Raw genomic sequence first — 22,762 nt, 5'->3', positions numbered from 1 at the left:
GCGGGCGCAATCAGATGTGATAGGAAGGGCGGGGGAGACCCCGCCCTCAGTTTGTTGACAAACCTCGGAGGCGGCCTCGTCCTTCGAGACGCGAGCGTTGTTCGCTCCTCAGGATGAGGCCTAAGTGTTTGACGAAGTTGCAGAAGCTCCTCATGCTGAGGAGCCTGCGCAGCAGGCGTCTCGAAGCAGGAGGGGCGTCATTGCCACTTTGTCAGCAGTCTGAGGGCGGGGGAGACCCCGCCCTTTTCTTTTGAGACTATGAAGGATCACTCCGTGCTGACGCTCGTCATCGGCAATAAGCGCTATTCGACCTGGTCGCTGCGGCCGTGGATTTTGCTCAAGGAATTTGGCATCCCCTTCGAGGAGATCGTCATCCCGCTGTATCGGGAGGACTCCAAAAGCGCTCTGCTGACGCATTCTCCCGCCGGCAAGGTTCCGATCCTTCACGACGGCGAGACAAGCGTTTGGGATTCGCTGGCGATCATCGAATATGTCGCCGAACTTTACCCCGATCTTGCGATCTGGCCGCGCGAACGGGAAACGCGCGCTCATGCGCGGGCGCTCGCCTGCGAGATGCACTCGGGTTTCGCCGCATTGCGCAGCGAATGCAGCATGAATTTCGGCCGCGCGCCGCGCCCGATGTCGCTGACGGAGACGGCCCGCGCCGACGCCGCCCGCATCGACGCAGCGTGGCGCGACGCATTGGCGCGATACGGCGGGCCGTTTCTGTTCGGACAATTCAGCGCCGCCGACGCCATGTTCGCGCCGGTCGTCCAGCGGTTCGACGCCTATATGATTCCCGTGTCGAAGGAATCGCAGCGTTATATGGATGCGATCGAATCCCTGGCGTCCTGGAAGGAGTGGAGCGTGTCGGCGAAGAGCGAGGAATGGCGGCTGCCTCAATATGAGCGCGACTGACGGCCTCGCCGCCGCCAGTTTGTTGGCAAATCTCCGAGGCGGCCTCGTCCTTCGAGACGCGAGCTTCGCTCGCTCCTCAGGATGAGGCCGAAGTGTTTGACGAAGTTGCAGAAGCTCCTCACGCTGAGGAGCCTGCCTAGCAGGCGTCTCGAAGCGCGAGGGGCGTTATCGGCCACTTTATCAGCAGTCTGACGGCCTCGCGGCTGTCTTGCTTTCAGGGCTCTGACCCACTCCAAAAAGGATAGGTTTCCAGTTCCAGTGCACGAGGAGATTTCACATCAGGTGGCGTTGAAGCGGCAAAAGAGCCTGCGCGCGGTCCTCTCCGGCGCGCTCCTTGCCGCCGCCGTCGCGCTCTCCGCCTGCCTCCCGACCAATATTTCCGCCTTGGGGCCGAATATGATCCGGCTCGATTTCCGGGGCGCCGATACGCTCTCGGATGAGACGGCCCTCAAGGAAGCATTGGCGCGCGCCGCCAAGGAGACGCTCGCGCGCGGCTACACGCTTTTCCGCTTCACGGACTGGGCCGCCGGACCGCCGCAAACCATCACGCCGGGCCAGCCCGCCACGGCCAATTTCGCGGTGACCGTCGTCATGTTTCGCGAGGGCGAGCAGGGCGCGAACCCGTTTTTCGACGCGCGCCAGATCGTGAAGGTTCAGTAGCGTTATCGGGGACTGCCAATCCGCGCGGCTTTGAGGCATTATCCCGCCGTCTCTCCACTGCGCTTCGGTCGCTGACGCGGGCTGATATGACCCATCCTTTCTTCTCGCTGCATACGCATGGTTTCATCCGCGCCGCCGTCGCCTGTCCCTCCGGTCGCGTCGCCGATCCGGCCTTCAATGTCGCCCGCACGATCGAGATGGCGCGCGACGCAGATGAACGCGGGGCTTCGCTCGTGCTTTTCCCCGAGCTTGGCCTCTCCGCCTATGCGATCGACGATCTTTTGCAACAGGAGGCGCTGCTCGCCGCCGTCGAGGCTGCCCTTGGCGTGCTGATAGACGCCTCCCGCGCGCTGCAGCCCGTCATCGTCGTTGGCGCGCCGCTGCGCTATCGAGGCCGCCTGTATAATTGCGCGGTCGCCATCTTGCGTGGGCGCGTGCTGGCGGTGACGCCCAAGATCTATCTGCCGAACTACCGCGAGTTTTACGAGAAGCGTCACTTCGCTTCGGGCGCCTTCATCGCCGGCGAGGAGATAACGCTTGCCGGGCAGGTCGCGCCTTTTGGCTCCGACGTGCTGCTCGAAGCCTCCGATTTCGACGGCCTCGTGATCCATCTGGAAGTCTGCGAAGATGTCTGGGTTCCGATCCCGCCGTCGTCGCGCGCGGCGCTTGCCGGGGCGACGGTGCTGCTCAATCTCTCCGCCTCCAACGCCATTGTCGGCAAGTCGGATTACCGGCAGACATTGTGCGCCGCGCATTCCGCGCGCTGCCTTGCCGCCTATCTTTATTCCGCGGCGGGGCAGGGCGAATCCACGACCGATCTCGCCTGGGACGGCGAGGCATTGATCTTTGAGAAAGGCGATCTCCTCGCCAAGGCGCCGCGTTTCTCCGACGAACCGCAGATGGTCGTCGCCGACATCGATCTCGGACGGCTTCTCGCCGAGCGCGCGCGGCAGGGGACCTTCGGCGATTGCGCCGATGTGGAGGCGGGCGCGACGCAATATCATCGCGTGGAATTCGAGCTGGCGGCGCCGCGCGACATGGACCTCGGCCTCCTGCGCGACGTGCCGCGTTTCCCCTTCGTGCCGAATGACGAGGCGAGGCTGGCCGAGCTTTGCTTCGAGGCCTTCAACATACAATCGCACGGGCTCGAGCAACGCCTGCGCGCCGCGCGCATCGAGAAGGTCGTCATCGGCGTCTCGGGCGGTCTCGACTCGACGCAGGCTCTGCTCGTGGCGGTGACGGCGATGGAGCGTCTCGGACTGCCGCGCGCGAATATCCTCGCCTATACGCTGCCCGCTTTCGCGACGACGGATCGCACCAAGAACAACGCCTGGCGGCTGATGCGCGCCTTGGGAGTCACGGCGCAGGAGATCGACGTCTCAGCGGCCTGCAAGCAGATGTTGGAAGACATCGGCCATCCGGCGGCGCGCGGCGCGCCCGTTTACGACGCGACCTATGAGAATGTGCAAGCGGGGGCGCGAACGTCGCTCCTCTTCCGGCTCGCCAATCTTCACGACGCCATCGTCATCGGCACGGGCGATCTCTCTGAGCTTGCGCTCGGCTGGTGCACCTATGGCGTGGGCGATCAGATGTCGCATTACAACGTCAACGCATCCGTGCCCAAGACGCTGATCCAGCATCTCATCCGCTGGTGCGCGCGCGACGCGCGTTTCGGGGTGGAGACGGTGTCGGTGCTGACCGACATCCTCGCGACCGAGATTTCACCCGAGCTGATCCCAGGCGAGGAAGCGCAGCGCACCGAGGCCTTCGTCGGGCCCTATGCGCTGCAGGATTTCAACCTCTATTACACGACGCGCTATGGCTTCGATCCGGCGAAGACGGCTTTTCTTTCCTGGCATGCCTGGCGCGACGCGCGCGCCGGCCAATGGCCGTCGGTGATCGCGGATGAGGACCGCGTCGCCTACGACCTCCCAGAGATCAAGCATTGGCTCGCGGTCTTTTTGCGCCGCTTCTTCGCGACGAGCCAGTTCAAGCGCACGGCCGTGCCTAATGGGCCAAAGGTCAGCTCCGGCGGATCGCTCTCGCCGCGCGGCGACTGGCGGGCGCCGAGCGATTCCTCGCCCGACGCCTGGCTCGCCGCGCTTTCGTCGATTCCTTAAAAAAGGGCCGGCTAACGCCGGTCCAGTTGGGAGCACCGAAGAGAATAACGGCCGCGTCAGGCTCGTCGGACGAAGCTGATGACGGCGGAGATGACGAAGAGAACCAGCGCCACCCAGAATAGAATCCTTGCGCCTTCCATCGCCGTGCCCGCGACGCCGCCGAAACCGAAGAAGGCGGCGATGATGGCGACGACGAGAAACAAGATCGCATAGTGCAGCAGGCTGCCCATGTTGGCCTCCGTAGGAAATTTCACTCGGAGGCAGAACGCACGCTTGCGAGCGCTGTTCCAGCGCAAGCGCGGCAGAGGGCGCTGCGAGAACGTCGTACAAGCCTAGAATTTATGAGGTGAGCTTGGGCGGTGAGGCGCTAGGACATTGGGTAACGCGCGGCGTGATCCCATCCCTCCCCTTTACGGGGAGGGTGGCCCCGCGCAAGCGGGGTCGGGTGGGGTTAAGCCCGACCACTACCGTTGCGGCGCGAGCCCCACCCGGCGGCCTTTGGCCGCCGACCTCCCCGTAAAGGGGAGGTATGGGGCTCGTCACGCCGAGTTGCCATTCAACTATTGCCCGGCGTCGCCTCGCATCGTCGCTTTTCCCATCGCCGCGTCTACGTAATAGAGGGAGGGACGGAGGCGGCGTCGTGGGCCAGGAAATCAAGGCGGCGGGCTTTACGGAAGCGGACAAGGCGCGCTTTGCCGCCCGGGTGGCGGAAGAGACCGCAATCGCCCGCGCGCTTTTTGACTCGGGCCGTTTTTCGGCGGCCGGCCATATGCTCGGCTTCGAGATCGAGATTTGGATACTCGATCACAATTACTTCCCTGCCTCGATCAATCAGCAGCTCCTCGAAGCGCTCGACAATCCGCTCGTCGTGCCGGAGCTGTCGCGCTTCAATCTCGAACTCAACTGCGATCCGCTTTCCCTCGAAGGCGACGCGCTGGGGCGCGCCTTTGATGCGCTGACCAGCGTCTGGGCGCAGTGCAACAGTGTGGCCCACCGCCTCGACGCCAACCTTGTCACGATCGGCACGCTTCCGACGATCCGCGACGAGGATTTGACGCTCGCCAATATGTCGCCGCTCAATCGCTTTTACGCCCTGAACAGCGAAGTGCTGCGATCACGCGGCGGCCGGCCTCTGCGCGTCGATATATTGGGCCGCGAGCACCTCGTGTCGGAGCACAGCGACGTGATGCTGGAGGCGGCGACGACCTCCTTTCAGGTGCATCTCAAGGCGCCGGCCGATCTCGCGCATCTTTATTACAACGCCTCCATCGCCGCCTCGGGGCCGATCCTCGCCGCCTGCGGCAATGCGCCTTTCCTCTTCGGCAAGACGCTCTGGGAAGAGACGCGCATTCCGCTCTTCGAGCAGTCGGTGGTTGCGCCGGGGCCGGCGCGCGTCTGCATGGGGTCGGGCTTCGCCGCGCGCTCGCTGATGGAAATTTTCGAAGAGAACGCGCGAGACTATGAAGCGCTGCTGCCCGTCGCCTTTGAGGAAGCCCCGGAGGCGCTGCGTCACCTTCGCCTGCACAATGGCGTAATCTGGCGCTGGAACCGGCCGCTCATCGGCTTCGACGAAGACGGCGCGCCGCATTTGCGCGTCGAGAATCGCATTCTGCCGGCGGGACCGAGCTTTGTCGATATGATGGCGAACGCTGCGCTCTTTCTCGGCCTTGCGCGCGCGATTGCCCTCGCCGGCGAGACCGGAACGGGCGGGTTGTCCTTCGAGGACGCGAAGCAGAATTTTTACACGGCGGCGCGTCTGGGGCTCGACGCCGTGCTTTACTGGCCGGGGCAGGGGGAGATCGGCGCGGACCGGTTGCTGCTCGAACGGCTTCTTCCTGCGGCGCGCGCGGGTCTTGCCGATCTTGGCGTCGATGATCCGCGCGGCTTCCTCGATGTGATAGAAGCGCGTGTGCGCTCCCGCCAAACCGGCGCGGCCTGGCAGCGTCAGGCGCTCGAAGCCCGCGGCGGCGATCTTTTCGCGCTCATGGCCGCCTATTGCGAAGGGCAGCGCAGCGGCGCGCCCGTACATGAATGGGACTTGTGAGAATGGATGCAATCGACGCGCCCTGCGCCGTGATGGACAGACTGCCGGCGGGATTTCTCGACTGCCCGCCGGAAAAGCTCATCGACATATTGCCCGGGCCGACGCTCTTCGACTTCCCGGGCCACGACCCGCGTCCCTTATTCGTCTCGACGCTGCTGCATGGCAATGAATATAGCGGCCTTGCCGCCATGCAGTCCGTGCTGCGCCGGCACATTGAACGGGGCCTGCCGCGTTCGCTTTTGTTTTTCGTCGGCAATATTCGCGCCGCCGCGGCCAATGTGCGGACGCTTCCCGACCAGCTCGATTATAATCGCGTCTGGCCCGGCACGCTTTATCCGGACGATCCGCAGGCGCTTCAGGCGCGCTGGATTTACGACTATGCGGCGCGGCGCGGCATTTTCGCCAGCATAGACATTCACAACAACACGGGCTTCAATCCGCACTACGCCTGCATCAAAAAGCTCGATCCGCGATTCATCGCATTGGCGCGTCTTTTCTCGCGCATCGTCGTGCACTCGCAGCGACCGGTGGGGACGCATGCGGCGGCCTTCGCGGATCTCTGTCCGGCGATGACGGTCGAATGCGGTAAGGCTGGCGCGGGCTCGGCCACGCAACATGCGATCGAGCTTGTCGAGGCGGCGCTGTCCATATCGCATCTGCCCGACCACCCGCCCACGCCGCACGACGTCGATCTGCTGCGCACCTATGCGATCGTTAAGCCCCCGAAGGGAACGAGCTTCTCCTTCGACGGGACGCCGGCGGACTTCATGTTCCGCGCGGACATCGACCACTTAAATTTCAGCGAGTTGGCGCCCGGCGCTTCTTTCGGCAAGGCGCGCGCGGGGGTGAAGCTGGATATTTTGCCGGGCGAAGGCGAGGAGACGGCGCCGGGCGAATATTTCGATTACGCGGATGGCGAGATCAGGCTGTCGCGTCCGGCGATCCCGGCGATGCTGACGGTCGATCCGCGCGCGGTGGAGCTGGATTGTCTGTGTTATTTGATGCATCGGATCGGGATGGATGGGGAGCGGGTTTGAGCGCGCCCTCATCCGACCCCTGCTGACGCAGGGGCCACCTTCTCCCGCAGGCGGGAGAAGGGAGAGCCGTCCCGGTTTTGGATCACAAATCTTTCAGCGCGATTCCTTCTCCCGTTTACGGGAGAAGGTGGCCCTCGCGTCAGCGAGGGTCGGATGAGGGCCTACCCAAGCGCAAACGCCGCAACAATCGGCGCATGCAGCGATCCCAGGACCGGCTCCGGCGCAAACACCTCGTCCTGCAGCCCCTCATTGAGAATGCGCGTCTCCCGCCACGCAGCAGCTAGCGTCGGCGACGCAAGAATATGGTCGATCAGCTTCGGCCTTCCCGCGTGCAGCACCGTATAGCGCCGCGCAGCCTCGACACGCTCCTCCAACGGCGCAAGCGCGCGCGCGCCTTGCTGCAGCTCATTGTCGCCGCCGCGCAACAACCGGGTCGGCGCGTCATATTCGTCGGCGTTGACATCGCCGCAAATGGCGATGTGGGCCTCGGGCTCGGCGTCGAAAAGCGTCTCGACGAAGAGCCGCGCCTCCAGCGCCTGGCCCTCGCGCTTTTGCGCGGCGACAAACTGCCCTTCGATTTGCGATTTGCTGGAGCCTTCGCCGCGCGCGGTCGGGACCGGCGCGGGCCGCGGCGCGCGCAAATGCAAATCGATCACATGCAGAACGGCGCCGGTCGGCAAGTCGATCGCGGCGTAAAGCAGCGGCCGGTCCCATTCGATGACGATCGGCGCCGGCTCGACGTCGCCCTCGCGCGGCGGCGGCCATGACCAGCGCGCGACGATGTTGTGGTGAATCTGGCGCGTCGCCCGGATGGGCCAGCGGCTGAGAATCGCCAGGTTATGCACGTCCGCCGGCGCGCTTGTTCCCGGCCGCACGCTCGTCGCGCGGAAATAGTCCCGGTAAGGCGTGTCCGCCAGCAGCCGGTCCAGCGCAAGATATTCGCGGGCGCTATGCTTATGCGGCTTTTGCGCGCCGACTTCCTGAAGGCAAAGAACATCGGCGTCGAGCGCCGCCAGCGCGGGCAGCAGCGCCGCGCGGCGCCGCGCGAAAGCGGCCTCGTGGGCCGCCGACCAGTCGAGATTCTCCAGATTGAAGGTCGCGAGCCGCAAATCCATTATCGAATTCTCGCTTGTCTCGCCGTTTCATGCCCGGCCTGTTCGGCCAAGTTGACGCTCGCCCGAATTCTCTCCAGCGCAAGCCAAGATAGCGCGCGTTGCCCCTCGACGGCGGGCTATTTCGGCGTCTACTATTCAAACATTCCTTGTCACAACGGAGCTTAAATCCTTGTCGGTTTTTGATGGAATCCCTTTTTTCGCCGGTCTCGATCCCTCACGCGGCGAGACCTTCGGGCGGCAATGCATACGTAAGCGCTTTTCCGAGAGTGAGCTGGTTCTCGACTTCGACGACCCCTCGACGGACGTCTACTTCATCGTGAGCGGCGACGTGCGCGTCCTCATCCGCACGGCCGCGGGCAAGGAGATGATTCTCGGCGATTTCGGGCCCGGCAACTTCTTCGGGGAGATGGCGGCAATCGACGGCGCCAAGCGCTCGGCCAATGTCACGGCGCTGACCAACGCCGAGCTTTTGCTCGTGCCGCCGACGGCCTTTCGCGAGATCGTCCTGCATTCGCCGGAGATCGCGGAGCGGCTTATGCGGCTTCTCACCTCGCGCGTGCGCGAGCTCAATGTGCGCCTCTTCGAGCGCTCGGTGCTCGATCTGCGCCATCGCCTCTATGCGGAGCTGCTGCGCATGGCGTCGCCACGCAAGGGGCACGACGGCCAATCCATCGTCTCGCCGCCGCCCTTCCAGCACGATCTCGCCGCCCGCATCGGCTGCCGCCGCGAGCAGGTCAGCCGCGAGCTCGGCGCCATGACGGAGGAGGGGCTCGCCGAGAAAGTCCGCGGCGGCCTCGTCCTGCTGCGTCCGAACGTGCTCGAAAAGCGCGTGCGCGACGCAATGAACGCCGCCGAATGAGCCATGTGCGGCGGCGCACAGCGTTAAATCCGGGTCTCTCTCACATTCGGGGAGCGGTAGAGAGGACGAGGAAACGCCGATGACTCCCCGGTTGACGCCGATCGAACGCTGCGTGGACGTCGCGGGCTTGGCGCCGCATGAGATTGTGCTCGGCGTCAGCCCCAGCAAAAAGCACGAGCGGATGCTCGCGCATTATCGCCGCTCCAGGCGTTCGAGCGCCGTCGCGCGGGTGAAGATCGTCGCCGACCTGCGCGCCGCGGTCAGCCGGGGCGCGGCGGCGGATGCAGCGGATTTGCTGCTCGTGCTGCGACGGCTCCTCGCCGTGAAACCCGCGCGCCGGGCCGTTCGGCGCCCGGCGCCGGCGACGCGGCGTCGATGCAACCCGCCCAGGAATCGAGCGAGCTGGGCCACGCCGAGCGCGTGTATAGGAGGCGGCGCGTCCGAGATGGCTGCGCTACCCGCTGTGCTTCATCTGCAACACTGCCAGACTGTTTCTCTTCTCCTTTCGGAGAAAACGCGGGGCGAAACGAGCCGATCGAGCTGAAAATAACCTTTTAACAAAATGTTACTTCGAGTCGGGGCGGATAATCTCAATGTTTTCGGGCGCTTGCCGCAAGGCGGCGTTTGAGTCAGCTTCGACGCCGCTGGAAAAGGCTCGTCCATCCGGGGGGTAGGCGTTTGTTTTTTAAAAGTAGATACGTATCCGAGAAGCTTTTGGGCGGCCTTTGCGCCCTCGTCGCGCTTTGCGCATCCGCTTCGGCGCAGGACGTTCGAGCCGAGCGCGACCGTCTCGCAAGCCACATCCAGGCGCGTCCCGAGGATTACGAAGCGACCTATCGCTTCGTGATTTTGGCGACGGAGCTGCGCGATTACGAGGCCGCTATCGGCGCGCTCGAGCGGGTTCTCATGTTCAATCCGAACCTGACGCGCGCCCGCAAGGAGCTGGGTTTCCTCTACGCGCGCCTCGGCGCGTGGGAGGTGGCGGCCGGGCATTTGCGCGCCGCCAAGGCCGCCGGGGATCTCGATCCGGTTCAAAGCGCGCAGATCGACGCGCAGCTTCCCGACATCGAGAAGCATATGCAGTCGAGCCGCCTGTCGGTGCGCATCCATACGGGTTTGCGCGCCCAGTCGAACGCCAATTATTTCCCCGCTGGCAATCTCTTCCAGATCGGCGGAATCGCGCTCGCGTCGGCGGGGCCGCGCAAGGGCGACATGAACGCCTTCCAGCTCGTGCTCGCCGCGCATGACTGGGAATTTGGCGGCCAGCGCGGCGACCAGCTCGAGACGCGCGTCACGGCCTATGCGACCGAACAGTTCAGCCTGCCGCAATATAGCGTGGCGCTCTTCGCCGCCGCGATCGGGCCGCGCTTCTTCGTGCCGCAGACGCTGGTCAGCAATTTGTCGGTGCGGCCCTATTTGACCGGCGCCGTCTCCATGCTCGGCTCCAACAATTACCTCAACGCCGGCGGGGCGGGCGCAAGCATCCGGGCGGACCTCGGCCCCGATTTTTGGTTGGAGCCCGGCGCCGAATGGCGCGGCCTGTGGGTCGATCCCATCCGAGGCGTTTTCGGGCCGTCGCCCTATCGGACGCTGTCGACGCTGGCCACGGGCGACGTGGTTACGGGTTATCTGAGCGGCTCCTATCGCCTGCTCGATACCGTGCGGCTCGACGGCCGCGTCGCTTATTCGCGCGCCACGGCGGGCTATGCCGCGCAAAGCTCGGATCAGGTCGACGTGCAAGCGATGTTGCGGCTCGAAGTGGAGCCGCCCCATCCGATGATCGCGCGCCGCTGGACGATCGCCCCCTATGCGCGCTTCACCAATCTGGCGTTCGATACAGCGAACCTTCTCGTGAACCCTTTCGTCGCGCGCCACGACTCCGCCTGGAACTATGGGCTGATGCTGGACGCGCCGATCACCGAGACCTTCGGTTTTGCCGGCAATCTCGAATTCATGCGCAATGATTCCAATTTGCCGAATTTCAAGACGCAGAATGTCTCCGTCTCCTTCGGTCCGACGGCGAAATTCTAAGGGAGCCGCGCTATGAGGAATGTTTCTGTTCTTGCGCTTGCGACCATCGGCCTCTTCGCCTGCTTCCCCGCCAGCGCGGAGAAAGTGGGCAATATCGGCGCCGTCAATGTCGCCGCGCATGGCACGCCGCCCGGCGCGGCGAAACATCCGCTCTCCGTCGGCCTCGGCGTCGAGAAGCGCGAGCGGATAGAGACCGCCAGCGAAGGCAGCGCGCAGATCGTTTTCAACGACACCTCGACGATGACTGTTGGCCGCAGCAGCTCGGTCATCATCGACGATTTCGTTTACAACGGCGCGAGTGGCAGCCAGGGCGTCAGTCTCGCCAAGGGCGTGATGCGTTTTGTGGGCGGAGGCGTCAGTCATGAATCCGGCGCCACATTCAAAACGCCGACAGCGTCGATCGGCCTTCGCGGCGGGTCGATCATGGTGCGCCTCGGCGGCGAATGCGAGGCGCTCGTCTATCATCAGAACGGCGTGACCGAGGTTGTGGGGGCTCAGGGGGACTCTCAGATTCTCAACCGTCCGGGCTTCGGCGTATGCGCCCGGAGCGGCGGCGTCTCGGAGCCTTTCCGCGTGCCGCCTGAAATCGTCGCCGCCATGAACGCGCAATTGGCGAGCCTCAACGGCCAGTCCGGCGGCGCCAGGAAGAAGCCGCGCGAGGAGGAGGCCGAGCTTCTGCTCGGGCACGATCGCGCGCCTTCCGTCGAGCCGCCGCCCGGCCTCGATGCATTGGGGCCTGTTTGGGCCGGAAACGCCCTCGTTCAGAGCAGCGCCAACGTCGAAAACCAGCCGTTCCCGCCGCCGGCCCCGCCGCCGCCTGAGCACTGCCGAGGCGAGCTCTGCGGCCGCCCGCGCCTTTGATGGTTGTGACGGCTGGGCCAGGCGTCTGGCCCGGCCGTTTAAAGAGATGCTCACACGCAAGCAGGCATTTCTCGCTGCATCGCTCGTCGCCGGCGCGCTTCTCCTGCCATGGGGCGCGCTGCAGCCGCGGGCGCTCGACGACATGCGTAATGTCGTCTTCGACAATTTTCAGCGCGCCGCGCCGCGCGTCTATGATCCCGAGACGCCCGTGCGGGTGGTGGGCGTCGACGAGGAGAGCCTGAAAGCTTACGGCCAGTGGCCCTGGCCGCGAACGCGGCTCGCCGAATTGGTCGAGCGGCTGCGCGCGCTGGGGGCCGGCGCCATCGCCTTCGACTTCATCTTTTCCGAGCCCGACCGCGCCAGCCCGCATATGCTCGTCGATGCGCTCGAGGACGCCAGGCTGCGGGCGGACGTCTCGAAGCTCCTCGCCAAGGCGCCCGACGGCGACATCGCCTTCGCAAATGCGTTGAAGGGCGCGCCAGTCGTGCTCGGCGCGACGCTCGCACCGACGGGAGCGAACGATTTTTCCGCCAAAGCCGGTTTCGTGACGGCGGGCGACGATCCGGCGCCTTTCCTTTACGCCTTCCCGGCGATCGTTGCGCCGCTGCCGGGCCTCGCCGCCAATGCGCAGGGCCTCGGCGCAACGAACTGGCTGCCGGACCGCGATCTGGTCGTGCGCCGGGTGCCCTTGCTGTCTCGCCTCGGCGCGGCGCTCGCGCCGTCTCTCGCGCTCGAAGCCTTGCGCGTTGCGCAGGGCGAGCCGAGCATCGTCATCCGATCCTCCAACGCCAGCGGCCAGACAGCTTTTGGCGCGCAGACGGGCGTCAATGCGGTGAAGGTCGGCGCCTTTCAGATTGCGACCGGCCCCAACGCCGAGGTGCGTCCGCGTTACAGCCACAGCGCGCCGGCCCGCGACATCTCGGCCAAGGCGGTGCTGCAAAATCAGGTTGCGCGGGGCGAGATCGAGGGACGCATCGTTTTCGTCGGAGCCCTCGCCGTGGGGCTCGGCGACGTGCGGGCGACGCCGCTGGACCCCGTGACGCCCGGGGTCGACGTGCATGCGCAGATCGTCGAGTCGCTCGCGAGCGGCGCGCTTCTGTCGCGACCCGACTGGGCGCCGGGGCTGGAGTATGTCGTCGCCATCGTCGCCTTTGCGCTGACCATGCCGCTGCTCTTCGCCGCGCCGCAGCTTTTGTCGGCGGCTTTCGCTTTTGCTGCGATCGGCGCGTTCTTCGGCGGCTCTTTCTATCTTTTCGAAAAGCAGGGCCTTCTGCTCGATCCAGCCTATCCGAGCCTCGTTGTCATCGGCGCTTATGTCGTCGGCGCGGTGACGCTGTGGCGCACGGAAATTCTCGCGCGTCGACAGGTCCGGCGCGCCTTTGGCAAATTCGTCGCGCCCGCAGTCGTCGACCGCATCGCCGAACATCCGGAGCGTCTCGTTCTCGGCGGCGAGACGCGTGAATTGACCGTGCTTTTCTCGGACCTGCGCAACTTTTCCGGAATTTCGGAAGGCATGAGCGCGCGCGAGCTCACGCAATTCATGAACGACTATCTGACGCCCATGACCGACGCCATTCTCGAATGCGAAGGCACGGTCGATAAATATATGGGCGACGCCATCCTCGCCTTCTGGAATGCGCCGCTCGACGTCACGGATCATCCGCGCAAAGCCGTCGAGGCGGCGCTGCGCATGCGGGCCGAAATGGCGCGGTTCAACGCGCAACGGGCGCAAGCGGCGCAGGCGGCCGGGCGTTTGCATGTCGAGGCGGCGATGGGCCTGGGGCTCAACATCGGCCCTTGCAGCGTCGGGAATATGGGCTCGATACGGCGCTTCGATTATTCGATCCTGGGCGACAATGTGAATCTCGCCTCGCGGTTAGAGGGCGCGAGCAAGGCTTTCTCGACCGACATCATCGCCTCTGGCGTCGTCCGGGAGGCGGTTCCCGATATGGCCTGGCTCGATCTCGGGCGCATCGTCGTCGCCGGGCGGAGCGAGCCGACGCAGGTCTTCGCGCTGGCGGGGGACGCTGATGTCGCGAAAACGGATGCGTATGTGCGCTGGCGCACAACGCATGACGCCATGCGCGCCCATTATGAAGCGGGCCGATTCGACGCCGCCGCCGAGTGCGCGGCCGAGCTGGCCCTGAAGGCTCCCGGCGCCTGGCCTGCGCTCTATCTGGCGATGGGAAAACGATATTCAGCGCTCGCTCAGCAGGGCTTGCATGAAGGTTGGTCTTCGGTATGGAATCTCCTGAGCAAGTGATCGCCGCCTCTCCTGCGCCACGCGCGTCTCAACCCTCCGCACCGAAAGATCGCCGCCAGCGCATGACAGAAACAATCGTCGAAAAATACTGGTCGCTTATCGCGGCGCGGCATGATGCGCAGGCTTTCTCGACGATCGACCTCGCCTATAACGAGCCGCAGCGCGCCTATCACGCATGGGGACATATCGTCGATCTGCTCACCAAGCTCGATGCGCTGGCGCATCTGGCGACGCGCGTCGACCTCGTGGCGGCGGCGATCTTCTGGCACGATTCCGTCTATCTCACGCGCGACGGCGACGGACGCCCGCGCACCGACCCGGAGAATGTGCGCGCGAGCGCGGTGCTGTTCGAATTTCATTCTCGCTTCGACGAGGTCGAAGGGCAGGCGATTCACGACCTCATCATGGCGACGGCGCAGCATATGAAGGCGAAGGCCGCGACTGAACATTACCCGGGATTTTCGCGCGACCTCGATTTTTTCCTCGATCTCGACCTCTCGTCGCTCGCCGCGCCCTGGCCGTTGTTCGAGAGCAATCTCGACGATATTCACTTCGAATATGGCTGGGTTCCCGAGCGCGCCTTTTATCTCGGCCGCATGCAGATGCTCGAAAGCTTTCTTGCTTCTGGCGAGGGGCTGTACCGCCTGCCGGAGACGCGCGCTTTGTGGCTCGCGCAGGCGCGCGCAAATCTGCTGCGCGCAGAAGTGGCGCTACGAGACAGGCTGGCGGGGCCCGCCTCTGCGTGAGGGGCTGGGACGACGAGTATTAGTCCCTTTCGAGGCTGTAACGATCTGACGTTGTGAGCCCTGATGCCTCCCCTTTACGGGGAGGTCGGCGGCCAAAGGCCGCCGTGTGGGGTTCACGCAGCGCCATCATTGCGAGGAGGCGGAGCCGACGAAGCAATCCAGGGCCGCATCGCTGCCCTGGATTGCTTCGCTTCGCTCGCAATGACGGTCTGAGTAAAACCAGCGCTTTTGCTGCTCTGGATTCCCGGTCGGGCTTTCAGCCCACCGGGAATGACAAGCCCCCAAGCGAGCGGTTCAAACGGCAATAATATTACTTGATGATCAGACGCCCATCCACCACAGGCGCAATCGTCCCCGCCTTCTCGATCGCCTCCATCACCACCGTCGACAGCAGCGGCGCCTCGTCTTCGGTGACGAGCGGCTTGCCATGCGTAAAGGCCTCATAGCCGTCCTTGCCGGCGGCGAGATAGTCGTTGGTCGCGACCTTATAGAGGCGCGCGTCGTCGAGCGGCGCGCCGCCGATGTCGACCGTGGCAATGCGCGATCCGGGGACAGCGTCGCGCCGTGCGACGATGCGTGCGCCCGACAGTTGCGGGAATCGGCCCGCGTCCTTGCCGAGCTTCCAGAGGCCGCTTTCGAGGGCCGCGCGCAGATCGGCGCCGCGCAGTTCCAGCGTGATGAGCTTATTGTTGAAGGGAAGCGCCGCCACGACCATTTTGCGCGCGAGCTTCGTTCCGGGCGAAACGACCGTATCGCTGCGAATACCGCCGCCATTGATCAGCGCGACGTCCGCGCCGGTCTTGGCGCGCATGGCGTCGGCGATGAAATCGCCGATCGCCGTCTCCTGGCTGCGCACGGACGATTTGCGCGCATCGAGCTCGGTCTGCGTGGCGCCGATGATCTGATCGAGATCTTTGTCCATGCTCGCGCGATATTCGGCGACGCGGGCGGCGACGGTCGGGTCCGGCGTGGCGTCGGCGGTGTCGATGATGCGGAACTTCGGCGTCCAGCGCACCTTGCGAGCGCCGGCGTCGGACGCCGAGATGGTCAGATCGACCGCGACGATTTGCGCGCCGTCGGCCTGCGTTTCGGCAATCGCCGCGCGGCCGTCATAAGCGACAAAGAGATTATGGTCGTGGCCGGAGAGCACAATGTCGATCGCGCCCGTCTTGGCGAGGCGCAAATCGTCCCGCCACTCAGAATGAGTGACGACGACGACAAGATCGGCGCCTTGATCGCGCAGCCGCTGCGCCTGTTGCTGCGCGGCGTCTATGGCCGGCGAGATTTGCAGCGAGCCGGTGTTGGAGCGCTTGGCGGATTCATCTTCTGTCAGTCCGAAGACGCCGATTTTGACGCCGTCGATGTCGAAGATTCTGCTATCCGCGAAGCCGGGCAGGGGCTTGCCGGCGGCGTCGCGCAGATTGGCGGCGAGACGCACAGCCTGCAATTCCGACATGCGCTTGCGGAACACGTCCTCGCCGAAATCGAATTCGTGATTGCCCGGGGTGAAGACGTCGATCTTCGTGCGATTGATGAGATCGATGATATGCGCGCCCTTGTCGAGGCTCGACATCAGCGAGGGCGAGATGGTGTCGCCGGCAAGCGCGACGAGGACGTTCTTGGTCTTCGCGCGCTCGGCGCTAACAACGCCGGCGACGCGCGCAAAGCCGCCGCGCCCGTTCGTCTCCGCCATTTCGTAAATGTCGCTGAAAACGAGGAGCGTGGCGTTGATCGTGCGTTCGGCGGCTTGCGCCGGACAGGCGGCGAGGAAAAGGGCAAAGGGGAGAGCGTGACGAATCTTCATGCCCCGCATGTTTGCGCGCTTCCAATGACACGGGCAATACGCGCCTGATACCATTTCCGATTGATAGCTCGCGAAAGGCTCGATCGGGAATCCAGAGCCGCAAGAGCGCTGGTTTCGCTCAGGGCCGTCATTGCGAGCGAAGCGAAGCAATCCAGGGCAGCGATGCGACGCTGGATTGCTTCGTCGGCTCCGCCTCCTCGCAATGACGGCGGTAAATCCGATCGCACGAGCGTCGGGATCAACACCGAACCAATCAAGCGGAACCCGTATGAGAACGATAAAAAAGAAACGGCGCCCGTGGGCGCCGCTCCGTCTTTTGCTTGGGGACAGATCAGCAATCGTCAGTAATTGTAAGCGCGTTCGCCGTGATCCGTGATGTCCAGGCCCTCGCGCTCCTGATCGGGCGCCGGACGCAGGCCGACCACGAGGTCGACGACCTTGTAGAGGATCGCAGAGCCAATGCCCGAGAAGAGCAGCGTCGCGACGACCGCCGTGCCCTGCGCCTTCATCTGGGCCACCATGTCATACGTGCCGGCGTAGCTCTCGAGATTGGTGTAGTCGGTGATGCCGACGCCGCCGAAGTCGGGGTTGACCAGCAGGCCGGTCGCCAGAGCGCCGGTGATGCCGCCGATGCAGTGGACGCCGAAGACGTCGAGCGCGTCGTCATAGCCGACCTTCTTCTTGATCACATCGACGAAGAAGAGGCAGATCGGGGAGACGGCGAGGCCGAGCACGATCGAGCCCATCGGGCCGGCGAAGCCGGAGGCCGGCGTCACCGCGACGAGGCCGGCGACCGCGCCGGTGATGAGGCCGAGCAGCGAGGGCTTGCCCTTGATCAGCCATTCCACGATCATCCACGACAGCGCCGCGGCGGCGGTCGCAACCATGGTGTTGACGAAAGCGAGCGCCGTCGTGCCATTGGCTTCGAGGTTGGAGCCGGCGTTGAAGCCGAACCAGCCGACCCACAGCAGCGAGGCGCCGACCATCGACAGCGTCAGCGAATGCGGCGCGAGCGCTTCCTTGCCATAGCCGATGCGCTTGCCCACGATGATGGCGCCGACGAGGCCCGCGATGCCCGCGTTGATATGGACGACCGTGCCGCCCGCAAAGTCCAGCGCGCCCTTGCCGGCGAGCCAGCCCACATTGCCGGCGATCTCGTCGATCTTCGCCTGAGCGGCCGCCTTGGCGGCTTCGTCCGGCGCGGCGGCGAGCTGCGTCGCGGCGTCGACCAGAGCGTTCGGATCGGCGACGCCCCACACCCAATGCGCGACCGGGAAGTAGATGAAGGTGACCCACAGCGCCGTGAAGAGCAGCACCGCCGAGAACTTCATGCGCTCGGCGAAGGCGCCGATGATGAGGGCCGGGGTGATCATGGCGAAGGTCATCTGGAAGACGAAGAAGGCGAATTCCGGAATGACATGGCCGGGGGTGAAGGTCGGCGCATTGGCGGCGCCGGTCACGCCCTTCAGGAAGAGCTTGTTGAAGCCGCCGACATAATGGTTGAGCGATCCGCCGTCGCCGAAGGCGAAGGAATAGCCATAGACCGCCCAGATCACGCCGACGAGCGACACGATCGCGAAGGTCTGCGAGAGCACGGCCGCCATGTTCTTCGTGCGCACGAGGCCGCCGTAGAACAAAGCGAGGCCCGGGATCGACATCATCAGCACGAGCAGCGAGGAGGTCAGCATCCAGGCGGTGTCGCCGGGGTTGGGCGTGGGATCATTGCCCGCGAAGGCCGATCCCGCCATCGCAACGAGCGCCGCTCCCGCGAGGGTCGAAGCCGCGAACGCGCTCCGAGACGAAGGAAGTTTCATGTAGAAAAGCTCCTGGTTTTCGGGAGGATGGCGATCAGAGCGCGTCGGCGTCGGACTCGCCGGTGCGGATGCGGATGGCGCGTTCGAGCGGGCTGACGAAGATTTTGCCGTCGCCGATCTGGCCGGTGCGCGCCGTGGAGGTGATCGCGTCGACGACCTTTTCGACGAGGTTTGCGGGGACGGCGACCTCGACCTTGAGCTTCGGCAAGAAACTGATGGCGTATTCGGCCCCGCGATAGATTTCCGTGTGCCCCTTCTGCCGTCCATAGCCCTTGACTTCCGTCACGGTGAGGCCGTGCACGCCGATATTCGTCAGCGCGTCCCGGACCTCATCGAGCTTGAACGGCTTGATGATCGCTGTCACGATTTTCATCTGCCAATCCTGTTTGTTATCGACCCCTTGGACGGGCGCCGCTCACTCTAAGCGGAACGCCGCAGCGGCGCGGTCGTTTGGAGAGAGCGCTGGCGCGCCCGCCGCCATTGCTATCAAAAGCCGTGCCAGCGAGCGCCATCCTTGAAATCACGGGGGGTTGTACGAAATAGGCGCGACTCTCACCTGGGCCGCGACGCCGGCCTCGATCGCTTGCGCCAACGGAAAAGCTTGGAGTTTGCGGGAACTGCGGGCGAAGAGCCGGATAGAAGGGCAAATGCGACAGGCGCCCGAGAAATAAGCAGGCGCCTAAATATTGGTGCGCAGGCGGATGAGGCCTTCCTGTGCCGCGGATGCGAGCAGCCGGCCGTCGCGCGCATAAATGCGGCCGAAGGTCAGGCCGCGCGCATGCGAGGCCGCAGGGCTCTCCTGGACATAGAGCAGCCAGTCGTCGACGCGCGGCGGCTCGTGAAACCACAGCGCATGATCGAGGCTCGCGACCTGGATCTTCGGATCGAAAATATTGCGGCCGTGCACGACGAGCGCCGTGTTGAGCAGCGTCATATCCGAGAGATAGGCGAGGACTGCCGTGTGGATCGCCTCGTCGTCGGGAAGCGGGCTTTGCACCCGGAACCAGATCTTTTGGCCGGCGGCGTTGGGCGCAACGAGCGTTTCCGGAGCGACGATGCGCATGTCGAGCGCACAGGCGCGCGCCATCCAATTCGCCGCCGGTTGCGGCAGAAAGGCGCGGAATCGGTCGACGAGATCGTGGATGGGCTCCAGGCTCTCGGGGGCCGGCGTCTGCGGCATGGCGAGCGCGTGTGAAAACCCTTCCTCGCGGCGCTGATAGGAGGCGGCGAGCGAAAAAATCGGGCGCCCGCGCTGCGTCGCGACGCAGCGGCGCGTGGCGAAGCTCTTGCCGTCGCGGATGCGCTCCACGAAAAAGTCGATGGGAATCTGCGGATCGCCCGCCAGGATAAAATAGGCGTGCAGCGAATGCACCGGGCGGTCAGGCTCGACGGTTCGCGTCGCGGCGACGAGCGACTGCGCCACGACCTGTCCGCCATAGAGGTGTCTGCCCGCGGAGGCCGGACTATGCCCCCGAAAGCGGTCTTCTCCTAGCGTCTCCAGATCGAGGAGCGTGACGATTTCGCGGGCGGGCGCGTCATCCATCGCGGATGCGCCGCCTCAGTCGATCGGCCGCGCCTCCTCCGGCAGCATGATCGGTATGCCGTCGCGGATCGGATAGGCGAGTCGCGCCGAGCGGGAAATCAGCTCCTGGCGCGTGCGGTCATATTCGAGCGTCGTCTTCGTCAGCGGGCAGACGAGAATCTCCAAAAGGCGCGGATCGACTTTCGTCGCCTCGGGCGCGCTGGTTTCCTGGCTCTCGGCGCCGGCCTCGATATTCTCGCTCATCTCGCGTTTTCCCGTGTTCGAGCGACTGCGCTCAGTGCCATTGTTGTCCTTCGCCGTCGCCAAGCGCCATGTCGAGCTTCGCGAGGGTGACGAGCGTTTCCGCCCGGGTCTTGAGGTCGATGGCCTCGATGAGCGCCTGTTTCTCATTGGCGCCGAACGGGGACATCATCGCCAGCGCGTTGACCAGCGTTTCGGTGGGCGCGGCGTCTATGCTCGCCCAGTCGATCTCAAGTTTCGAATAATCGGCGAAATTACGCAACATCCCCACCATGGCCTCGCGATCCACGGCGCTTTCGCCGGCCCCGGGCAGAAGATCGGCCTCGAAGCCGTCATAGCTCACGTGGAATTGGCGGTAGGGGGTCGTGGACGGCAGCTCGTCGCCGAGACGAAAGCGCGAGATGCCGGAGAGGGTGACGAGATAGCGCCCATCCCCCGTCTCGGAGAAACGGGTCAGACGTCCGGCGCAGCCGACCTGGAAAAGGCGCGGCGTCACGGTGGCGCCGTCGCCTCCCGGGAGAGGCTGGATCATGCCGATCAGACGATTGCTCGCGATCGCCGCGTCCACCATGGCCACATAACGCGGCTCGAAAATATTGAGCGGCAGCTCTCCACGCGGCAGCAACACAGCGCCCGTCAACGGAAAAACAGGAAGGCTTCCCGGCAGTTGGGCGATGTCCGAGTAGGGGCTGTTGATGCTCATGGCGGATGCGCGGCGGATTTGGGTTACCGCCTCTCCTATTTAAGAATAAAGCAGGGTCGAGAGTCGGCGGCGCGCGGCGACGGCCGCTTTGTCCATCGGTCCCCAGGCTTCGAAGAACTGGACGAGCTGCTTCCTGGCCCCATCGTCGTTCCAACTACGGTCGCGCCGGATGATTTCAAGAAGCGCATTGGCCGCTTCTTCGCGCCGGTCTTTGGCGTTGAGCGCGAGAGCGAGGTCGAAATAGGCCTGAAGATCGTTGGGATCGAAGTTGATGCGGCTCTTGAGGTCGTCGGTCTCGCCCAGATCCTGCGCGGCGACCGCGTTTTCGATCGCGGCGGCGGCGGCGGCGACGTCCGAATCCTTACGGGCGGATTCCGGCAAACGCTCCAACACTGCGCGCGCCTCGTCCAACTGCCCGGCGGCAACATAAAGCCGCGCCAGCAAAGCGAAGGCCTTCGGATTGACAGGCTCCTGGCTGGTGAGCTCGGAGAGCAGCGCGTGGGCCGAGGCGACGTCGCCCGCCTCGATCAGCTCCTGAACGGCTTCCATCGCGTCCGCCGCGTCCTCGATCGGCCCCACCAGCCGCTCGAGGAACCCCTTGATCTGGCTTTCAGGCAGGGCGCCGGCGAAGCCGTCCACCGGGCGACCGCGCTGGAAGGCGACGACGGCGGGGATCGACTTGATGCCGAGCTGATCGGCGATTTCGAATTCGGCGTCGATGTTCATTTTGACGAGCTGGACCTTGCCGCCCGTCGCGGCGACGAGCCGCTCGAGGACGGGCGCGAGCTGCTTGCAAGGGCCGCACCAGGGCGCCCAAAAATCCACGAGAACGACCTTGCGCAAGGAAGCTTCGAGGACGTCCATGCGAAAACGCGCCACCGTCGTCTCGATCGGCCCCGTCGCTTCCGCCGCCTTGTTTGCGAACTCCACCATGCGCCGCTCCCCTCTCGCTCTTCTTATTCCGCCTGTCTGACGAAGGTCAGATAGACCGGACGGCGTCCCGCCGCCATCGCTTTCGCCTCATATTTGGTTTGCGTCCAGCCCTCCCAAGGCGCCCGCCAATCCTGCGCCGTTTCCGCCAGCCAGCGGAAAGCGTCGCAGACGCGCAGACGCGCCAGCGTCCAGGCCGCGTAATCGTCGATGTCGGTCGCAAAGCGCAGCTCGGCCCCCGGTTGCATGACGCGGGCCAGCCGGGCGAGATTCTCGGGCGAGACGAAGCGGCGCTTGCGATGGCGGCGTTTCGGCCAGGGGTCGGGATAGAAGAGATAGACTCGGGAAAGGCTCGCGTCGGGCAACCGGTCGAGCACTTCGGCGGCGTCGCCCCGATAGAGGCGGACATTGGTCAAGCCGCGCGCCTCTATGCCGGCGAGCAGCTTCGCCATGCCGTTGATGAAAGGCTCGCAGCCGAAGAAATCCACCTCGGGTTCGCGCGCGGCGGCCTCGATGAGATGCTCGCCGCCGCCGAAGCCGATTTCGAGCCGGGTGCCACGGCCGGGCCGCAGGGGCAGGGGGGCGGAAAGATCGAGCGCGAGCTTTGGCAGGAGGTCGGCGATGAGCTCCGATTGATGCTGGCGCAGGGCCTTGCCCTTGGAGCGGCCGTAAAGGCGACGGTGTGGCGGGTTTTCGGTCATTGCGCCGAGATAGCCGTGGCGGGCTTGGAATGGAAGAGCCCGGAAGAAGGCGCGAGAGCTGGGGCCGCTAGGATCTATCGAAAAAGAGCGGCGGAGCCGCGTCTATTTTGCGAACTTCATCGCGGCGAAAAGGAACCCTGCGAGCGCGATCTGCGTGACGATGAGCCATCTGACGATGTCGACCTTGAGATCGGCGATCGCTTCTTTGAGATCGCTTTTTGTCACGAGCTGAGAAGCGTCTATCTCGCGTAACGCTTCGACCACGCCTGTGGCTTGCTCCTCGGTGAAGCCGCGTTTTCGCAAAAGCTGCGCGACAGCCAGAGTGTCGATCGTGAAGGCGCTCATAGACAAAGAATAGGTCCAAGGCTCAAAG

General features: G+C 64.7%; 22 protein-coding genes. 11 read left to right on the top strand and 11 right to left on the bottom strand.

What is annotated here, in order from left to right; genetic code table 11:
• Nucleotides 1–273 precede the first annotated feature (273 nt).
• The 3 genes from QNA11_RS07250 (at nt 274) to QNA11_RS07240 (ending at nt 3,698) form a co-directional block, all read left to right on the top strand.
• Nucleotides 274–918 (top strand): glutathione S-transferase family protein, encoded by a 645-nt coding sequence (locus QNA11_RS07250; protein ID WP_283482495.1) that lies wholly within the window; start codon nt 274–276, stop codon nt 916–918.
• A gap of 258 nt (nt 919–1,176) precedes the next feature.
• Nucleotides 1,177–1,578: a hypothetical protein gene (locus QNA11_RS07245; RefSeq protein WP_283482494.1), complete on the top strand. Its 402-nt coding sequence runs from the start codon at nt 1,177–1,179 to the stop codon at nt 1,576–1,578.
• Between the two features lie 86 nt (nt 1,579–1,664).
• On the top strand, nt 1,665–3,698 hold the full coding sequence (locus tag QNA11_RS07240) for an NAD(+) synthase (RefSeq protein WP_283482493.1): 2,034 nt from the start codon (nt 1,665–1,667) through the stop codon (nt 3,696–3,698).
• A gap of 56 nt (nt 3,699–3,754) precedes the next feature.
• Here the strand turns inward: QNA11_RS07240 and QNA11_RS07235 are convergent, their stop codons facing one another.
• Nucleotides 3,755–3,928, bottom strand: a complete 174-nt coding sequence (locus tag QNA11_RS07235; RefSeq protein WP_165048148.1) for a DUF1328 domain-containing protein — start codon at nt 3,926–3,928, stop codon at nt 3,755–3,757.
• 410 nt (nt 3,929–4,338) lie between these two features.
• Here QNA11_RS07235 and QNA11_RS07230 point away from each other — a divergent pair, with 410 nt between their 5' ends.
• Entirely contained in the window at nt 4,339–5,742 is a 1,404-nt protein-coding gene (locus QNA11_RS07230) for a glutamate--cysteine ligase family protein (RefSeq protein ID WP_283482492.1), read from the top strand.
• A gap of 2 nt (nt 5,743–5,744) precedes the next feature.
• Nucleotides 5,745–6,779: a M14 family metallopeptidase gene (locus tag QNA11_RS07225; RefSeq protein WP_283482491.1), complete on the top strand. Its 1,035-nt coding sequence runs from the start codon at nt 5,745–5,747 to the stop codon at nt 6,777–6,779.
• 161 nt (nt 6,780–6,940) lie between these two features.
• On the opposite strand, the gene QNA11_RS07220 is transcribed toward QNA11_RS07225, so the two are convergent.
• Nucleotides 6,941–7,894: an endonuclease/exonuclease/phosphatase family protein gene (locus QNA11_RS07220; protein WP_283482490.1), complete on the bottom strand. Its 954-nt coding sequence runs from the start codon at nt 7,892–7,894 to the stop codon at nt 6,941–6,943.
• A gap of 169 nt (nt 7,895–8,063) precedes the next feature.
• Here QNA11_RS07220 and QNA11_RS07215 point away from each other — a divergent pair, with 169 nt between their 5' ends.
• The 6 genes from QNA11_RS07215 (at nt 8,064) to QNA11_RS07190 (ending at nt 14,654) form a co-directional block, all read left to right on the top strand.
• A complete protein-coding gene (locus tag QNA11_RS07215; RefSeq protein WP_283482489.1) occupies nt 8,064–8,753 on the top strand; it encodes a Crp/Fnr family transcriptional regulator in 690 nt (229 codons plus the stop codon).
• Between the two features lie 79 nt (nt 8,754–8,832).
• Nucleotides 8,833–9,297: a hypothetical protein gene (locus tag QNA11_RS07210; RefSeq protein WP_283482488.1), complete on the top strand. Its 465-nt coding sequence runs from the start codon at nt 8,833–8,835 to the stop codon at nt 9,295–9,297.
• Between the two features lie 170 nt (nt 9,298–9,467).
• On the top strand, nt 9,468–10,784 hold the full coding sequence (locus QNA11_RS07205; protein WP_283482487.1) for a tetratricopeptide repeat protein: 1,317 nt from the start codon (nt 9,468–9,470) through the stop codon (nt 10,782–10,784).
• A gap of 12 nt (nt 10,785–10,796) precedes the next feature.
• Complete coding sequence (locus tag QNA11_RS07200; RefSeq protein ID WP_283482486.1) at nt 10,797–11,645, top strand: FecR family protein; 849 nt, start codon at nt 10,797–10,799, stop codon at nt 11,643–11,645.
• Between the two features lie 46 nt (nt 11,646–11,691).
• Nucleotides 11,692–13,908 carry a CHASE2 domain-containing protein gene (locus QNA11_RS07195; RefSeq protein ID WP_283482485.1) on the top strand — a complete coding sequence of 739 codons (2,217 nt, stop codon included), beginning with the start codon at nt 11,692–11,694 and terminating at the stop codon, nt 13,906–13,908.
• A 62-nt stretch (nt 13,909–13,970) separates the two neighbouring features.
• Nucleotides 13,971–14,654, top strand: a complete 684-nt coding sequence (locus QNA11_RS07190; protein WP_281931613.1) for an HD domain-containing protein — start codon at nt 13,971–13,973, stop codon at nt 14,652–14,654.
• A 310-nt stretch (nt 14,655–14,964) separates the two neighbouring features.
• On the opposite strand, the gene QNA11_RS07185 is transcribed toward QNA11_RS07190, so the two are convergent.
• The 9 genes from QNA11_RS07185 to QNA11_RS07145 all read right to left on the bottom strand — a co-directional run bounded on the left by QNA11_RS07185 (nt 14,965) and on the right by QNA11_RS07145 (nt 22,734).
• A complete protein-coding gene (locus tag QNA11_RS07185; protein ID WP_283482484.1) occupies nt 14,965–16,458 on the bottom strand; it encodes a bifunctional metallophosphatase/5'-nucleotidase in 1,494 nt (497 codons plus the stop codon).
• Nucleotides 16,459–16,799: 341 nt separating this feature from the next.
• The gene (locus QNA11_RS07180; protein WP_283482483.1) at nt 16,800–18,272 is read right to left on the bottom strand and encodes an ammonium transporter; all 1,473 of its coding nucleotides are present in this window, start codon (nt 18,270–18,272) and stop codon (nt 16,800–16,802) included.
• A gap of 34 nt (nt 18,273–18,306) precedes the next feature.
• Nucleotides 18,307–18,645, bottom strand: a complete 339-nt coding sequence (locus QNA11_RS07175) for a P-II family nitrogen regulator (RefSeq protein ID WP_202072672.1) — start codon at nt 18,643–18,645, stop codon at nt 18,307–18,309.
• Nucleotides 18,646–18,951: 306 nt separating this feature from the next.
• Nucleotides 18,952–19,815 (bottom strand): acyl-CoA thioesterase, encoded by an 864-nt coding sequence (locus QNA11_RS07170; RefSeq protein WP_283482482.1) that lies wholly within the window; start codon nt 19,813–19,815, stop codon nt 18,952–18,954.
• A gap of 15 nt (nt 19,816–19,830) precedes the next feature.
• The gene (locus QNA11_RS07165) at nt 19,831–20,058 is read right to left on the bottom strand and encodes a Trm112 family protein (RefSeq protein WP_202072674.1); all 228 of its coding nucleotides are present in this window, start codon (nt 20,056–20,058) and stop codon (nt 19,831–19,833) included.
• A gap of 31 nt (nt 20,059–20,089) precedes the next feature.
• Nucleotides 20,090–20,758, bottom strand: coding sequence for an LON peptidase substrate-binding domain-containing protein (locus tag QNA11_RS07160; RefSeq protein ID WP_202072675.1), 669 nt, complete (start codon nt 20,756–20,758; stop codon nt 20,090–20,092).
• A 39-nt stretch (nt 20,759–20,797) separates the two neighbouring features.
• Nucleotides 20,798–21,691 (bottom strand): thioredoxin, encoded by an 894-nt coding sequence (trxA, locus tag QNA11_RS07155; protein WP_283482481.1) that lies wholly within the window; start codon nt 21,689–21,691, stop codon nt 20,798–20,800.
• Nucleotides 21,692–21,714: 23 nt separating this feature from the next.
• Nucleotides 21,715–22,389, bottom strand: a complete 675-nt coding sequence (gene trmB, locus QNA11_RS07150; protein WP_283482480.1) for a tRNA (guanosine(46)-N7)-methyltransferase TrmB — start codon at nt 22,387–22,389, stop codon at nt 21,715–21,717.
• Between the two features lie 102 nt (nt 22,390–22,491).
• Nucleotides 22,492–22,734, bottom strand: coding sequence for a CCDC90 family protein (locus QNA11_RS07145; RefSeq protein ID WP_202072844.1), 243 nt, complete (start codon nt 22,732–22,734; stop codon nt 22,492–22,494).
• Nucleotides 22,735–22,762 lie beyond the last annotated feature (28 nt).

The sequence above is a fragment of the Methylocystis sp. JR02 genome, from assembly GCF_030063565.1.
GTDB classification, from domain to species: Bacteria; Pseudomonadota; Alphaproteobacteria; order Rhizobiales; family Beijerinckiaceae; genus Methylocystis; species Methylocystis iwaonis.
This window is presented reverse-complemented; position numbering and strand designations above follow the sequence as displayed.